11 protein-coding genes are annotated in these 15,581 nt (G+C 53.2%); 8 read left to right on the top strand and 3 right to left on the bottom strand.

Annotated features, from left to right (window positions below; all coding sequences use genetic code 11):
• The first annotated feature begins 374 nt into the window (after positions 1 to 374).
• From Q0294_RS16065 to Q0294_RS16050, 4 genes are all read left to right on the top strand, one after another.
• Positions 375 to 560 (top strand): hypothetical protein, encoded by a 186-nt coding sequence (locus Q0294_RS16065; protein ID WP_299467478.1) that lies wholly within the window; start codon positions 375 to 377, stop codon positions 558 to 560.
• A gap of 18 nt (positions 561 to 578) precedes the next feature.
• Positions 579 to 1,334, top strand: coding sequence for a DUF4405 domain-containing protein (locus tag Q0294_RS16060; protein WP_299467476.1), 756 nt, complete (start codon positions 579 to 581; stop codon positions 1,332 to 1,334).
• A 569-nt stretch (positions 1,335 to 1,903) separates the two neighbouring features.
• The gene (locus Q0294_RS16055; protein ID WP_299467474.1) at positions 1,904 to 3,238 is read left to right on the top strand and encodes a glycosyltransferase family 87 protein; all 1,335 of its coding nucleotides are present in this window, start codon (positions 1,904 to 1,906) and stop codon (positions 3,236 to 3,238) included.
• A 327-nt stretch (positions 3,239 to 3,565) separates the two neighbouring features.
• On the top strand, positions 3,566 to 4,351 hold the full coding sequence (locus Q0294_RS16050; RefSeq protein ID WP_299467472.1) for a hypothetical protein: 786 nt from the start codon (positions 3,566 to 3,568) through the stop codon (positions 4,349 to 4,351).
• A 194-nt stretch (positions 4,352 to 4,545) separates the two neighbouring features.
• Here the strand turns inward: Q0294_RS16050 and Q0294_RS16045 are convergent, their stop codons facing one another.
• Complete coding sequence (locus tag Q0294_RS16045; RefSeq protein ID WP_299467470.1) at positions 4,546 to 5,823, bottom strand: hypothetical protein; 1,278 nt, start codon at positions 5,821 to 5,823, stop codon at positions 4,546 to 4,548.
• 240 nt (positions 5,824 to 6,063) lie between these two features.
• Between Q0294_RS16045 and Q0294_RS16040 the strand changes: the two genes are divergently transcribed.
• The 3 genes from Q0294_RS16040 to Q0294_RS16030 all read left to right on the top strand — a co-directional run bounded on the left by Q0294_RS16040 (position 6,064) and on the right by Q0294_RS16030 (position 11,359).
• Positions 6,064 to 7,488 carry a neutral/alkaline non-lysosomal ceramidase N-terminal domain-containing protein gene (locus Q0294_RS16040; RefSeq protein WP_299467468.1) on the top strand — a complete coding sequence of 475 codons (1,425 nt, stop codon included), beginning with the start codon at positions 6,064 to 6,066 and terminating at the stop codon, positions 7,486 to 7,488.
• A gap of 225 nt (positions 7,489 to 7,713) precedes the next feature.
• On the top strand, positions 7,714 to 10,389 hold the full coding sequence (acnA, locus tag Q0294_RS16035; protein ID WP_299467466.1) for an aconitate hydratase AcnA: 2,676 nt from the start codon (positions 7,714 to 7,716) through the stop codon (positions 10,387 to 10,389).
• Complete coding sequence (locus tag Q0294_RS16030; protein WP_299467464.1) at positions 10,343 to 11,359, top strand: RluA family pseudouridine synthase; 1,017 nt, start codon at positions 10,343 to 10,345, stop codon at positions 11,357 to 11,359. The genes acnA and Q0294_RS16030 overlap by 47 nt, the downstream gene beginning before the upstream one ends.
• 67 nt (positions 11,360 to 11,426) lie before the next feature.
• Here the strand turns inward: Q0294_RS16030 and sthA are convergent, their stop codons facing one another.
• Positions 11,427 to 12,917: a Si-specific NAD(P)(+) transhydrogenase gene (gene sthA, locus Q0294_RS16025; protein WP_299467462.1), complete on the bottom strand. Its 1,491-nt coding sequence runs from the start codon at positions 12,915 to 12,917 to the stop codon at positions 11,427 to 11,429.
• Positions 12,918 to 13,234: 317 nt separating this feature from the next.
• Between sthA and msrP the strand changes: the two genes are divergently transcribed.
• Positions 13,235 to 14,242: a protein-methionine-sulfoxide reductase catalytic subunit MsrP gene (msrP, locus tag Q0294_RS16020; RefSeq protein ID WP_299467460.1), complete on the top strand. Its 1,008-nt coding sequence runs from the start codon at positions 13,235 to 13,237 to the stop codon at positions 14,240 to 14,242.
• Positions 14,243 to 14,544: 302 nt separating this feature from the next.
• On the opposite strand, the gene Q0294_RS16015 is transcribed toward msrP, so the two are convergent.
• Positions 14,545 to 15,279 carry a Bax inhibitor-1 family protein gene (locus Q0294_RS16015; protein ID WP_299467458.1) on the bottom strand — a complete coding sequence of 245 codons (735 nt, stop codon included), beginning with the start codon at positions 15,277 to 15,279 and terminating at the stop codon, positions 14,545 to 14,547.
• Between the last annotated feature and the right edge of the window lie 302 nt (positions 15,280 to 15,581).

Genomic DNA, 15,581 nt, shown 5'->3' with positions numbered 1-15,581 from the left:
AATCAAACGCTTCTTGCTTCTTGACAAAATTCAAGACAGTCGCTGACACCTTTTTATCTCTAACAACGGGACGAAGCTCTATTATTGTAGGGGCAGTGCCTGTGTGCCTGCCCGCCTGGCAGCGTTCCATTCCAAAATACTCATGGGATGGAACCAGAAACAAACGCCACACATCAATACTCAAACAAAGTCAATACAACGGGGAGCCACACAGGGCTACCCCTTGTATCTGGCAATAGAAGAACAAAAAAGTTTAGCCAGAGTCTATCTGGAATCAAATCGTTACCCGCGTTAAGTGCCATTCGTCGCTGACACCTTTTTACCCATCCGAAGCCCCGCTTGCTCCCGGCGACCCGGGCACGATATAATCGGTGATGGCTCGAATCGTCGATAAACATCTTCGACCACCACCAGGCGTCGTCGGAAAACGTGAAATTGGATTCTGTGAAAGAGAAGTCCAGACGAACGAGATCGACGATGCGGAGTTCAAGCGATTGACCTGGAAGCTGGGCCTGCGGAAAGAGTCGTACCTGATGTGGTTTGAGCAGATCGGCGAATGACCGAAAGATTGGACTTCAATGAAGCGGATTCTCGATAATCTCCACGTCGATCTGATCGCCGCCGCACTGATGGTGGCGATGGTGGCGACGGGCTATATCCTCCGTTTCCCGCTGCCTCCGGGCACCAACAAATCCTTGAGCCTGTGGGGGCTGACTCGGCATCAATGGGGCACGATTCACTTCTGGATCAGTCTTGGCCTTTTGGCGCTTGTTGCCGTGCATGTCTGTCTGCATTGGCAGTGGATTGTCGTCTCGGTGAAACGCCGATTGGGGAGAACGGCTTCTCCTTCCGCTTCGCCAGTTCGCAGTGGGCTGATGACCGTTCTCGCACTCTCCGCCGTATTGGCACTCTTTGGCTGGGCTACCCAATCCGGTGTCAAGATGATTGCAGAACCCGTCCCTGACGAACCGCCCCCTCAAACACCCAAGGCAGAACACAATGAGGTCACCTTTTGGAGCGATGTCTATCCGATCTTCGAGAGGTCTTGCTTGCCCTGCCACGGGCCTCATCGCCAAGTCAGCGGCTTCCGTGTGGACCGAAGAGAGGACTACTTCGACAGTACGTCGAGAGTCGCGTTGGTCCAACCGGGCAACAGCAACGGAAGTCCCTTGATCTCGATTCTGTCAGGAAAGCAGGCCGGAATGGCGCGAGCCGACGTGCATCGACTTACAGAGGACCAGATTGCCATCGTGGCAGCCTGGATTGATGCGGGCGCTGAGTGGCCCGACCGCCCGGAAAAGCAGCCAGGCACAAAACCGATTGGAACAGAATAAGGCGTCAGGCATGACCAAAGCCGACTGTCCCGTCTCAAAACTGTTCAACGCCGACATCACACGGGATGTAACGTTGTTCGATTAAAGTCAGGACAACAGAATTCACAATCGCCTCAGCATCGAAACTCGGTTTGACGATTGATGCGGATGCTCTGTTTTTCTAGCTTGAAAACAACATAAGGTTCCTGACACCTTTTTTCCTCCGAAATGAGGGGAGTTCATTTTAGGAAGCGTATTATAAGCAGTCGCGGGAAACAGGTGATTCAGTCCGGCTTGATTTTCAAACAGCCCTACCCCTGACACAATGACCTCTCGTGAGAAAGCGATTCAAGCAGCACTTTCTGGACGGATCATAACGATTCTGCTGGTCGTAATGCTTGATCGCGGCCTCATTCACAGGAAGCGCACAAGACTAATACACCATCATCACGGAAAAAACATTTCTCGCTGGACGCAAGGGGAGTACACCAAGTTAAATAGGCGTGATGTCAGACTTTGAAATCTGGATCACGCCGTGACAGCAGGGAACCGCTGCAAGGTAATTCCTGAACGTGTTCCCGGAGAGTCCCGTGTCAGAACGCCCCGAACTACTGCAGAACAACAACTGGCCGCTGGCACGCAAGCTGGTGTGGGTCATTTTGTTTCTCTGCGCATTGGCAGTATTCGCTCCCGGATACTTCGCCGCTTTGAGACCGGCGGACGGTCAGGTCTTCGACTTCTTCAAAGAGTGGGCAGCCGTGAAGAACCGGCTGGCCGGTTTGCCCGTTTATGCCGATCAGGAACTGGCGCTGCAGAAACACCTGAATCTCAAACTCTCAAATCCGGAAGGGTTTTTCGACCGCTATAACACACACCCGCCCACAGCGAATCTGATGGCCGTCCCGTTTGCCTGGCTGTCGTATCAGCCAGCGCACCTGGCCTGGAATCTCACCTCGATTGCCATGCTCTGCCTGATCGTGTTCTGGATTGTCAAAGGACTCGAGATCCAAATGACGGCCTGGACAACGCTCGCACTCGTCACCCTGCTCCTGGCCTGTGATCCGCTACAGCAAAGTCTGATTCAAGGTCAGCCGAATCTGTTGCTGACGCTGCTCATCGTCGGCGCGTGGCGGGCCGGCAGAGCGGGGAACTCTGTCGTCTCGGGCATGTGTCTCGGAATCGCAACCGCGGTGAAAATTTACCCCGCTTATCTGTTTCTGTATTTCCTGGTCCGACGGGACGGACGGGCACTGGCGGGCGGGGCCATCTCGTTTGCTCTGATCACGCTGATCACCGCTGCCGTTTTCGGCGTTGATGCCTACCGCGATTACCTGACCGTCGTGTTACCCTCCATCTCCGACATCACCAACAACTGGGGCAATGCTTCGCTGCTGGCGTTCTGGGAACGGCTGTTTGATCCCTCTTCCACCAGCACCCAACCCCTGATGAATTCCCCCGCTCTGCTCCAGATTTCTGTCTGGTCGTCGTGGCTGGTGATCACGGCGTTAGTCGTAATCTCCGTCTGGAAAACACGCGCCGAAACATTCAGCAATGAAGGCTTCGCGATCACGATCGTCGCCATGCTGCTGATGTCGCCAACAACCTGGCACCACTACTTTATTATCCTGGCTTTCCCGGTCGGACTGCTACTGGCGCGTTACCAGCCACACACGGCAAAACGCTGGATTGTGAATCTGCTGATGCTCGCACTGGCGATCAGTCCCCGCGTCGCCTGGGCACTGCTGATTCCGACACAGAAAGCAGCAGCCACCGCCGCCACCGCCACCCCCTGGCAACAAGGGGGCATGCTGGCGTTACCCTGGCAATCACTCACAGCACTCTCTTACCAATGCTACGCGCTGTTGATCATCATCGCCCTGCTCTGGCCAGATTTAAAAAAGAGTTCGGGTGAAGATAACAGGTAGATGCGTTAAAACGGGTTGCGTCAGTTTCAAAATGTCAGACGGATCGCATCGGAGGTTGAAAAAAGTGTATCTCAATGGACCGACACCTTTTAGTCCTGGCAGCAATCGCCGTCCACAACCGGATCGGAAAAATAATTGCCTTCAGGTAGTTGTGATGCCGAAACCTGGGAGATATGATAAATATAGGCAATTTGAATTCTTGGTTCGAGAGAGTCGCCCCACTCGCCAGGCGCGTGGATGTTTAGCAATCAGGCCGCCCGCTTCTAAGGTCAAATATGTTCTATTCCTACAGCTAATTTTTGAACAATCCAGAAGGAGGTCTTAATCATGCAGCTTTGTTTGATGCTCGTATCCACATTGGCCGTATCACATTTCGCCTCCATCGCTTATTCCCAACAGGATAATGCAAAACCGCCAGAATCGCGCGAGCATTGGCGGATCATCTATGTGAGGGGCAAGAACATTGGATATGTTCACGATGCGGTCGAAACAGTCAACCGGGACGGGAAACTGGTTGTGGTCAATCAGCATTCTTCTGTCATCGACGTTTTGTTGTCGCGCCGAAAAGATGGTATTGCCTCCGATACCCGTTCCAAAATTACGATTCAGTCTGAGGAAACGACCGACGGCGATGTACTCGGCTTTCGATACCAGGTCCAGAACTCGCCATCGGCTACCATTCTCAAGGAGGGCCGTGTTTCTGATGGTCAATTGCAGATTCAAACTAAAGCAAATGGCCGGGTGACGACAAAATCCAAAGACTATCCGAATGGTGTCAAAGGCCCGGCGTATGCCGATCGGATGCTGTTAAAGAATCCGCTGAAAGCAAACGAAACCAGGGTCATCACCACATTTGATCCCAGGTCGGCAAATGTGGACACGATCCGTTTTGAGGCGCGTGATTATGAAAACGCGCTGCTTCAGGATGGGATCGAGAAACGTCTGCTGCATGTAGTGGTCACACACAGCATCGCGCCCACGCAGGAGTTTCATGAGTTCCTCGATGAAGAGGGTAACTCCTGGAAAACGACCGTTCCTTCTCAGGACATGGTGGTCTACACCACTTCGAAGGAAACTGCCCTCAATTCGTTCAAAAACATCGAAAATCCTTAAATCGCACGTAAGAAAATTCTGTCTTAGCCACGCTCTCATGAGCGTGGCTTTTTTTTCCAGTCCAGACTCAGGAAGTATCACTTGGTTTCGAGGTTCAGGGCCTGCGTCACATCCTTCGCGAGCAAAAACTCAAGCCGCTTGACGGCGATGCAGTGTGCCGACTGCAACCTCGGATTCAAATCTGACTGTTTCCGTTACTCCGTGATTTTCACGGTCACCTTACCGCTGTTGTCGGCCAGTTCATGCCAGGCGTCTTTGCAGCGCAGATACAATGTACCGCTCGCAGGGGCTTTGAAGCGGCCGGTCTCGCCGAGTTCAAATGCTTCGCTGAGCGCGTATTCGTCGGCCTCGTTTTCAAACAGGACAACCCCCACTAACGTGCCCTGCCCGTTCTCTGCCCCTTTCGCGCTAACCGGCTCCGTTTCTTTGTCGGTTTTCCATTCCCCTGTTGTCGCAAACTGATATTCCTTACCTTCCTCGACTAAAACGCGGGAGGCCTGCCAGCCTTGATTGGCTTCAATTTTTGAGATCAGCGGACGAACCGAATTCGGTTTGCGGGATTTCGTTTTCCAGTCCCACTGGCATAAATCGCAGCGGTATCCCTGATCAAAATGTTCGAGAAAAAACAGGTATTCAAACGAAATTTCGCGGGCCATCGAACCATAGGTCTGATTAAACGAAGCCGGTTTATTCATCAACATGCCCAGTCCCAGCGGGCGAAAGCGGTCCGCATAATTCGGATTCGTTGCCAGCAGGTGGCACAACGCCCAGCGCCAGCAATAATTCTGCCAGGAATCGCCGGACATCTCTCCGGAATTGACAATCTCATTCAAACTTTTGGGATCACTGCGCTTAATGTACTCCACAACATAAGGTTCACAGTTGACGGCGAGAGGCTGTCCTTTCTGGGGAACGACTTTCCAGTTATTCCCCATTTCGGCCATGCCTTCGCTGTACCAGACCGGTCCGGTGCGCCCGAAATTCTGCGTGCAATACGCGTGGACGGCTTCATGCTGTGGCGTTCCCCGATCCGCCGTCGCGTACACAATCGCTTTCGCCGCCACGAGCTGGTTGCCACGATATGATGTGCGGCCAATCGTCACTCCGCCACCGCCGGCCACGGACTGCATACCATTGGGATGGATACTGCCGGGCGGCCAGTTCGCCAGATCTTTCACCACATAACACTCAATCACACTCCGATTCGGGCTCCCCCAATACGTCGAAATAATGACCAGCATCTTCTCCAGCCGCTCGAGCAGATCTTTCGCTTCCGCCGGTGACAGATCGGTATGAATCAGAAAATTCTTCGACCGGTAATCGGCGGGCAACGTCGCCTGCGAATCCGAATTATTATTCCTGCTCCCCTTTCCCTGCGCATGGAGAGTGGAGACAGGACCTGTTGTAAATAACAGCACGAAGATGAGCGCCGCGGAAAGAAGCGTTTTATTGAAATTTGCGTTCAAATTCACAGACCATGATCCTTTCACTGGATTCAGCCCGGCTTCGTGATTGTAGAAAAAACTTCAAAAAGAGGTGCTGTTACATTCTATCACAGACCCCACCTGAAACAAATTTGCTGCCCGAAACAGGCGAGAACATATCCCAAACGCTTGATATGTCGGCTCTACCCGTTTACTCTGAAAATGAAACCGTTTATAAAGAAGGTTTAGTTTTATTCGTCATTGACACAAGAGTGAGAGGTTTTCTCCATGAACTATCTAACGCATATTCGAACCGGTTTTCTACTGCTGCTGATTTCCTGTGTTCATTTGACACCGTCCCAGGACGGTTTTGCTGAGGAACCACAATGGAAAGCGGGATCAGCCAGCGTGGTGATAACCCCCGAAGAAGACCTCTGGATGGCGGGATACGGCGGCCGCAAAGCGCCCGCAGATGGTAAAATTCACGACCTCTGGCTCAAAGTGCTGGTGATTGAAGCCCGCGACGGACACCGGGGCGTCGTCGTTTCCACAGACACGCTGGGGATTCCGCAATCGATCTACAACAATGTCTGTGCCGCCCTCAAAGAAAAATTCAACCTCGAGCGCAGCCAGATCATGCTCAACAGCTCACACACGCACTGCGGCCCCGTCTTGCGGGGTGCCCTGCACGATGTCTATCCGCTGACTCCCGAACATATCAAACAGATTAACTCCTATTCTGACAAGCTCGAACAAAAGCTGGTCGACGCCGTCGGGACCGCCCTCAAAAACCTGGAACCCGCCACACTCTGGACCGGGGAAGGTTTCACGAGTTTTGCCGTCAACCGCCGTAACAACATGGAGCCCGACGTTCCCAAACTCAGAAAAGCGGATGAACTCAAAGGCCCCAGCGATCACAGCGTTCCCGTCCTGGCCGTCAAAGACAAAACCGGCAAGCTGAAAACCATCGTTTTCGGTTACGCCTGCCACAATACCACACTGGGAATTCAGCAATGGTGCGGCGACTACGCCGGTTTTGCCCAGTATGACCTGGAAGCCATGTTCCCCGGAGCCACCGCCATGTTTTACATGGGCTGCGGTGCGGACCAGAACCCGCTCCCGCGCAGAACTCAGGAACTGGCGGAATCTTATGGTTCCCGACTGGCTCACGCGGTCGCCGATACCGTCCGTCTGCCGATGGTGGAACTCGATCCGGAATTGAAAACCGAAATTGAAATCGTCGATATCAAACTGGGCGACGCCCCCACGAAAGCAGAACTGGAAAAAATCGCCGCCGGCAATCCCGATTCCTACATCACACGCTGGGGAACGCGGCTGCTCAAACAGCTCAACGCAGGCAAACCGTTCATCACAGCGTATCCGTTTCCCGTGCAGACCTGGTTTCTGGGCAACAGACAAATCTGGATCACGATTGGCGGCGAAGTGGTCGTCGATTATGCACTGGGCATGAAAAAAGAGTTTGGCCCTTCCACCTGGGTCGCCGGTTATTGCAACGATGTGATGGCATACACGCCTTCACTGCGGGTCCTCGAAGAAGACGTTCCCCCACGCAAATCTTCCCGCTGGGGTTACGAAGGCAACACATCCATGGTCGTCTATGGCATGCCCGCGCAACGCTGGTCGGATGAAGTGGAAGAAAAAATTGTCGAGAGTGCCAAACGGCAGGTGAAAAAGGTCCGTAATGGAAAATAGCCCCTGCTTTCGTTAAGATAAGCACTTTCGATCCCGAATTTCACGGCAAAACGCCAGCTTCTAGGGATGTTTTACGTTTTTGGCAGTCCTGCCGTTTGTCGATCGGGATACGACTTCATAGAATGCAGCTATTCAGATCATCAAAGAAACATGATTCAACACAGGTTTCCTGTGGTAACCTGAAACCAAAATTTAACCATTTTACGTAGCACTGAGGAGAGATTAATGGCTTCCGGAAATCCTTTTGGCGCGGAAGGTCAATTAAAGGCAGCGGGCGGTGAGTTCACCTACTACCGGTTACAGAAACTGATTGATGACGGCATCGGCAATGTGGAAGTGTTGCCATATTCGATCCGCGTGCTGCTGGAATCATGCCTGCGCAACGTAGATGGTTTCATCGTCAACGAAGCCGACGTTAATAATCTGGCCAACTGGAGTGCCGAATCTCCCAACCCGGTAGAAATTCCCTTCAAACCAGGTCGTGTCGTGCTGCAGGATTTCACCGGCGTGCCCGCGGTCGTCGATCTCGCGGCACTCAGAAGCGCCATGGTGCGTCTGGGCGGCGATCCTCAGAAAATCAATCCCCTCGTTCGCTGCGATCTGGTCATTGACCACTCGGTGCAGGTCGATGAGTTTGCCACCAGACTCTCCCTGCAGCACAATGTCGAAAAAGAATTCGAACGCAATCAGGAACGTTACCAGTTCCTCCGCTGGGGACAGCAGGCCCTCGATAACTTCGGCGTTGTGCCTCCTGCCACCGGAATTGTGCATCAGGTCAACCTCGAATATCTGGCCAAAGTCGTGCTCACCAAAGACGGCGTCGCTTATCCCGACAGTCTGGTCGGAACCGACAGCCACACCACCATGATCAACGGCCTGGGTGTGGTCGGCTGGGGCGTCGGCGGTATTGAAGCCGAAGCCGTCATGCTGGGACAACCGATTTACATGCTGACCCCGGAAGTCGTCGGCTTCAAACTCAGCGGGAAACTTCCCGAAGGCGCCACGGCCACCGACCTCGTTCTGCGCATCGTACAGATGTTGCGCGAACATGGCGTGGTCGGCAAATTTGTCGAATTCTTCGGCCCCGGCTTGTCGAACATGAGTCTGGCAGACCGGGCGACGATCGCCAACATGGCTCCCGAATACGGGGCCACCATCGGCTTCTTCCCCGTCGATGATGAAACTCTGAATTACATGCGGCGCACCGGACGGACCGACGCCGAAGTCGATCTGGTCGAACGCTACTACAAAGAACAAGGCCTGTTCCGCACCGACAACTCGCCCGAACCTCGGTTTACCAGCCAGTTGAAACTCGATATTTCCACCATTGAAGTTTCACTCGCCGGCCCCAAACGTCCGCAGGACCGGATTGCTCTGACCGATATGAAATCGCACTGGCACAGCGATCTGAGCAAAACCTTCGGCAAAAAAGATCCCTCGGAAACCAGCGTGCCGGTTGAATATGGCGATCAGAAATTCGATCTCGAAGACGGTTCCGTCGTCATCGCCGCCATCACCAGTTGCACCAACACCAGTAACCCGTCAGTCATGATCGGCGCCGGTCTCGTGGCAAAAAAGGCCGCCGAAAAAGGGCTCACACGCAAACCCTGGGTCAAAACCAGTCTGGCTCCCGGAAGCCGCGTCGTCACCGATTACCTCGACAAAGCCGGCCTGACGCCTTACCTCAATCAACTCGGCTTCAATCTGGTCGGCTACGGCTGCACCACCTGCATCGGCAACAGTGGGCCGCTCCCCGCACCGATTTCCAAAGCCATCAATGAAAATGACATCGTCGCTGCTGCCGTACTTTCCGGTAACCGCAACTTCGAAGGCCGCATCAGCCCCGATGTCAGGGCCAACTATCTGGCCAGCCCCCCTTTGGTGGTCGCTTACGCAATCGCAGGCACCACTGACATTGATCTGACCACCGAACCACTCGGTCAGGATCAGGCAGGTAATGACGTCTTCCTGAAAGATCTCTGGCCATCACAGGCGGAAGTCAACGCGACGATGGAAGCTTCGATCAATCCCGAAATGTTCCGCGAACAATACGGTAAAGCCACCGAAGGTTCTCCCGAATGGCAGGCCATCAATGGGGGCGACGGAGACATCTTCGCATGGGATGAACACAGCACCTACATTCAGGAACCGCCGTTTTTCGTCGACATGCCCGAGACTCCCGCGCCCATCAGTTACATCAACGGAGCACGCGTGCTCGTCTCTGTCGGAGACTCTGTCACAACCGACCATATTTCCCCCGCCGGTGCAATCAAAGCCGATTCCCCCGCCGGGAAATATCTGCAGGAACATGGCGTCACTCCCGAAAACTTCAACAGCTACGGCAGCCGCCGCGGTAATGACCGGGTCATGACCCGCGGCACCTTCGCGAACATTCGTCTCAGCAACCTGCTGGCTCCCGGAACCAGCGGCGGCGTGACCACCTATCTGCCCACGGGCGAACAGACTTCCATTTACGAAGCCTCGCTCAAATACAAAGCAGAGGGCACACCGCTGGTCGTACTTGCCGGCGGCGATTACGGCATGGGTTCTTCACGCGACTGGGCTGCCAAGGGGACATTCCTGCTGGGCATCAAGGCCGTGATTGCCACTTCGTTCGAACGCATTCACCGTTCCAATCTGGTCGGCATGGGTGTTCTGCCATTGGAATTCCGCGAGGGAGAAAACCGCGAAGAACTGGGGCTGGACGGAACAGAAACGTTTGATATTGAACTGGATGACAACCTGAAACCAGGTCAGGCCATTCGCGTGACCGCCACCAAAGAGGATGGCACGCAGGTGCTCTTTACCGCACAGTGCCGCGTCGATACTCCCGTGGAAGTGGAATACTACCGCAATGGCGGTATCCTGCACAAAGTACTCCGCGATCTGGCGCAAGCCTGATTTGATGACGTCTGCCTATGAAACCGATCTGATTGTCGAGGAGTATCTGGACGGGTCTCGCATCGATCGGTTTCTCAGTCGCCATTTCAGAAATTATTCGACACACCGCCTGCAGCGCATCGTGCAGGCCGGTTTTGCCAAAGTCAACGGAGTACTCGCTGATCCGTTACAGCGCGTCTTCCGCGGACAACAGGTCAGTATCGTCCTGGTCGAACCTCCCGACAAAACCTACGATCCGGAACCGCTGCCGCTGGAAATGCTGTTTGAAGACGCGTGGATGATGATCATCAATAAGCCGCCGGGCATCATCGCGCACCCGGCCGGCAATATTCTGTCGGGCACGGTCGCCAACGCGCTGCAGTATTATCTGGATCAGCAGACGGGCATTCGCAGCCTGTTAAGGCCGGGCATCGTGCATCGTCTCGATCAGTTCACCAGCGGCATCCTGATTGTAGCGAAAGAACATCTGGCACATCGCGGCCTGTCGGTTCAGTTTCAGAAGAATCAGATCAGCAAATCCTATCTGGCGATTGTGCGGGGCAATCCCGAACAGGACGCGTTTGAAAACAGAGCCGCCATCGGCGAACACCCCACACAGAACGGCGTCTGCATGTCAACACATCCCCAGGCGCTGCACGCGAAAGCAGCTTTCACACGGTTTGAAGTGCTGGAACGATTTCCGCAAAACGCTCTAGTGCGTGCCTTTCCGCAGACGGGTCGCCTGCATCAGATCCGCGTGCATCTGGCTGATCTGGGGTTCCCGATTATTGCCGACGATTTCTATGGCAGTGATGCAAAACTGCTCGACGACCGGGAATTGATTACCAGACAGGCCCTGCATGCCGAACAGATTGAGTTCGCGCATCCGGTCACCGATCTGCGCATGAAAATATCCGCGGGAGCACCTGATGATTTCCATCAGGCGCTCGAGCGGCTACGGAGTACCTGGAATACGTCCCATTCCACTTAAGCATCATCCATGCTGTTTTACCCGGTCCGAATGGCCTTGGAGACACCACCCGTAACCCGAATTCAACCTAAACTTCTACGGCTTCCTGTTCGTCCAACTCAGTTTCTTCGATGGCTTCCATCTCTTCCAATCGTTCTGAATTCACTTTGAGAAGTTTGGCTTCTTCAAACAGACGATCCAGACTCATTTTTTCAAACCCGTCAAAGGCGGCAACTTTATAGCATTCTGCCATCGTCGGATAATTAAAGACCGCATTCCGGAAGTACTCTATTGTCCCGCCGAATGACATCACGGTCTGCCCGATATGCACAATCTCCGTAGCAGATTCGCCAATCACATGGATGCCCAGAATCTTCAATGTTTCCCGATGAAACAGAATCTTCAGCATCCCCTCGCGGTCGCCGGAGATCTGCCCCCGCGCGATTTCCCGATAGCGGGCCGCTCCGACTTCATAAGGGATATGCGCATCGGTCAACTGCTGCTCGGTTTTACCGACCATCGAAATTTCGGGAATGGTGAATAAACCGTAGGGCATGATATCAAACGCTTCAAACGGTTCATTGAAGGCATTACAGACCACACGCCGCCCCTGTTCCATCGACACACTGGCCAGCGCCGGAAAACCCACAATATCGCCGGCCCCGTAGATGTGGGGCACCCAGGTCTGATGCTCTTCGTTACACCACAGACGACCGCGTTCATCCGGTTCCAGACCGGCTGCCGGGAAGTTCAATTCATCGGCATCACCAACACGACCTACCGTATACAGCACCGAATCGGCGACCAGACGCTTGCCGCTCTCGGTCTGGACGGCTGCCATCGAATCGGAAAATCGCTCGATCCCCACGACCTCTTCTCCCATCCGGAAGATCATTCCCAGCGACCGGGCATGGTGGATCAAGGCATCGATAATTTCGCTGTCACAAAACTCGAGTAATCGCTCGCGACCGTCCAGAACGGTTACTTCGACTCCCAGCGTCGCGAACATAATGGCATATTCAATTCCGATCACACCGCCGCCGACGACAATCATCGATCGGGGGATCTCTTTCAGATCGATGATTTCGTCGGAATCGAAGATTGTTTTGCCATCAAAGGGAATGTGAGGAGGCCGCGAAGGCTTGGTCCCGGTCGCTACCAGAATGTAATCTCCATACAGTTGCTTCCGCCCGGTTTCACAATCGACTTCCACTTCGTGCGGACTGACGAATTTGGCCTCGCCGATGAAAATTTCAACGCCATTTCGTTCCAGCTGATCGTGAATGATTTCCAGCTCGTGCTCCGCGACATCAGCCAGTTTCAGACGCAGATCCTGCATGGTGATCCGGCGTTTCCGGCGATACCACTTGCTGTAAACATCACGATGACGATATCCCGTGAGATACAAAATCGCTTCTCGCATCGTCTTCGAGGGAATCGTGCCTTTGTGCAGACAGACGCCCCCCATGCCCCGAAAATTGCGCTCTATGATGGCAACGCGTTTTCCGAGCTTCGATGCCGCAATCGCAGCTTTATGTCCAGCAGGACCACTACCTATAATTACAATGTCGTATTTCATGGGATCAATCTCATTGTGAATGCCCCAACCTCTTAACCCAGGATTTCCCGCCCCAAATGTTAAGCCAAGAAGTTTGAACAGACTTTTCCGTGTAAATAATCTCTTCTTTCTTCGACTTTGAGGTGCTTTAGAAAAGATATAAAGATTGAAGCAATTCCCGAAACAAGCTATTTTGCGTATAAGTTGACGGTTATACTGACTTTATCACGTCAGCAATGACCACAACAGAAGGGGAATTCCTCCCGACAGGAACAAAGGACTAACCTGCCTCCCCTCTGACTGTTCCACGTTATGATGACCGACAAAAGGAACGAACGATGAATCACATGATCCGAAAAATCTGGCATGTCCCCGAGCACGAACACACACCTTACGAGGTCTTTCAGAATCGCAAAGCCCATCGCCGCGAGTTTCTGAAAATGATGGGTTACGGGCTGGGTATCGCCGGTTTTGCTGATCTGCTCTCCGGATGTGAACAGGCTACTCAAGAGGAAATCGAAAAAGCGGGGGCCGTCGAACCTCTGCCGGAAGCTCTGCAGGGGGTTTATCCTGCCCCGCGCAATAAAATCTTCGAATACGGCCGTCCTGAAACGGTGGAGAAAGAGGCCGTCGAATTCACCAACTTTTACGAATTCACGGGACCGACCACCAAAGAAGCCTGGAAGTACGTGGAAAAATTCGAAACGACCCCCTGGGCGGTCACTATCGAAGGGGAATGCGAAAAACCCCGCACGTTCGATTTGGACGACCTTTACAAAGAGATGAAATTCGAAGAACGCGCTTATCGCCATCGTTGCGTCGAAACATGGGCCATGTGCGTTCCCTGGACCGGATTTCCCCTTTCCAGCTTACTGAAACTTGTGGAACCCAAAGCGTCTGCCAAATTCGTCGCCTTCGAAACCTTCAATAAACCGAGCGAAGCCCCGTATATGGAAAAGAGTGGTCCTACCACCTGGCCTTGGCCTTACACCGAAGCATTAAGCATCGAAGAAGCGATGAACGATCTGGCGTTTATTGCGACCGGCCTGTATGGGAGGCCTCTTTTGAAGCAGAACGGCGCCCCGATCCGTCTCGTCGTCCCCTGGAAATACGGCTTCAAATCCGGCAAATCGATTGTCAAAATCAAACTCACGACCGAACAGCCGGCCACCTTCTGGAATACCGTGAATCCGAACGAATACGGGTTCGTCGCCAACGTGAATCCCAAAGTGCACCATCCCCGCTGGAGCCAGCGCACCGAATGGATGCTGGGCACCCAGGAACGTTTCGACACCCAGTTGTATAACGGTTACGGAGAATATGTCGGCGGCCTCTACCCCGCCTGAACCGCATTCGCCATCAACAGATCAATCGCAGTTTCATTGCACAAAAATCGACAAAAAAAGCACCCGCGTGCCTCTGTCGGCTGGCCCGACAGTGCTGAGATGAAGCGTACAAATTCACTTTTCAACGGCTGCTTCATCGGTTAAAGCCTGATGGATCCAGTCGAATCCGGGCCGATCTCAGTGAGCAGGAAGTCACAAGGAAAGCCCGCACGAGCAGGAGTCTACGAAAAAAGCACAGGCGAGGAGTACGTCGCCTGTGCTTTAATTGATGGATTGGCTCAGTCTGCCAACCGTAAAATGTATTAGTCGTCCGAAGAGAACATCATCACGATCCGCAGGACATACCAGAACAGTGTGGCCACAGAAGCAAACAGAGCCAATGAAGCCGACACGTATTGATCGGTCGAGTATTGATGTAACACATTCGATGTTTCATACAGAATGAAGCCACTCATCAGCAGCACCATCGCACCGGCAAACCAGATCCCCAGTGAGAATCCGAACAGAGCACCACCGATGGCGATTCCGATCGCTGCCAGCATGGCAATTGTCAGGCCCCCTCCCAGATAGGAGAAGTTAGCGCCCGTGACAAACACGTAAGCAGTCAGTCCGCCAAAAATACAGAGCGTAATGATCGCAGCGACAGGAATGACAGTCTCATTGGAGAATTCTTTGGCAATATACAGAATGGGCACAAAGATCAGCGCTTCAGCGACGATATACAGCCCCAGACCGGCATACTGTGTGCCCAGTGATTTGGCGCTGGATGCCATCGAACTGGCAATCCAACTGGCACCCATAAAGGCGATCAATACCAGCCACATATTGCCCGTGAAAGCACTGAGGATCGGATCTCTCAGCCCAGGCGTGCTGAGAATGATTGATTCCAGCCCCATGAAGGCCAGAATTGCACCTGCCAGGTGCATGTAGGTTTTGCGGATAAACGTGGCACGTTCGGATGCAATCGCATCAATGGCGAATACGCCGCCGCCCGCCGTTGTGTCCTGGTCATAATACTCAGGATTGAAATTGTTCATTGACAGTATTCTCCAGTTTGTGAGATGGGATGTTCCAGACGAACACAGTTTGGTCATCAAATCATATTTTGTTCTGTTGGCGGTACAATCTGAGCATCCGCTGACGAGCACGACAATTATAGGTTACGGTGCACATAATTCAAGTAGCAGCAGAAACTCTTTTATAATTCACATTTCTCGAAGTGAGCTTCCCGCCTCAAAGCGTCCACCGGTTTCGTTGTGCCTGCCCGTTCGTTCTGTTATTTCATACGATAGTCTATATCAGATCGATTAAAGAATTCTAGAACATTAATGTGAACACC

This window comes from uncultured Gimesia sp., assembly GCF_937919775.1.
Taxonomy (GTDB): domain Bacteria; phylum Planctomycetota; class Planctomycetia; order Planctomycetales; family Planctomycetaceae; genus Gimesia.
Note: the sequence above shows the minus strand (reverse complement) of the source record. Positions and strands in the feature narration are given on the sequence as shown.

Coding starts and splice junctions, on each gene's coding strand:
- Q0294_RS16065 (WP_299467478.1), top strand. CDS start 375: ATGGCTCGAATCGTCGATAAACATCTTCGACCACCACCAGGCGTCGTC.
- Q0294_RS16060 (WP_299467476.1), top strand. CDS start 579: ATGAAGCGGATTCTCGATAATCTCCACGTCGATCTGATCGCCGCCGCA.
- Q0294_RS16050 (WP_299467472.1), top strand. CDS start 3,566: ATGCAGCTTTGTTTGATGCTCGTATCCACATTGGCCGTATCACATTTC.
- Q0294_RS16040 (WP_299467468.1), top strand. CDS start 6,064: ATGAACTATCTAACGCATATTCGAACCGGTTTTCTACTGCTGCTGATT.
- acnA (WP_299467466.1), top strand. CDS start 7,714: ATGGCTTCCGGAAATCCTTTTGGCGCGGAAGGTCAATTAAAGGCAGCG.
- Q0294_RS16030 (WP_299467464.1), top strand. CDS start 10,343: ATGGCGGTATCCTGCACAAAGTACTCCGCGATCTGGCGCAAGCCTGAT.
- sthA (WP_299467462.1), bottom strand. CDS start 12,917: ATGAAATACGACATTGTAATTATAGGTAGTGGTCCTGCTGGACATAAA.
- msrP (WP_299467460.1), top strand. CDS start 13,235: ATGAATCACATGATCCGAAAAATCTGGCATGTCCCCGAGCACGAACAC.
- Q0294_RS16015 (WP_299467458.1), bottom strand. CDS start 15,279: ATGAACAATTTCAATCCTGAGTATTATGACCAGGACACAACGGCGGGC.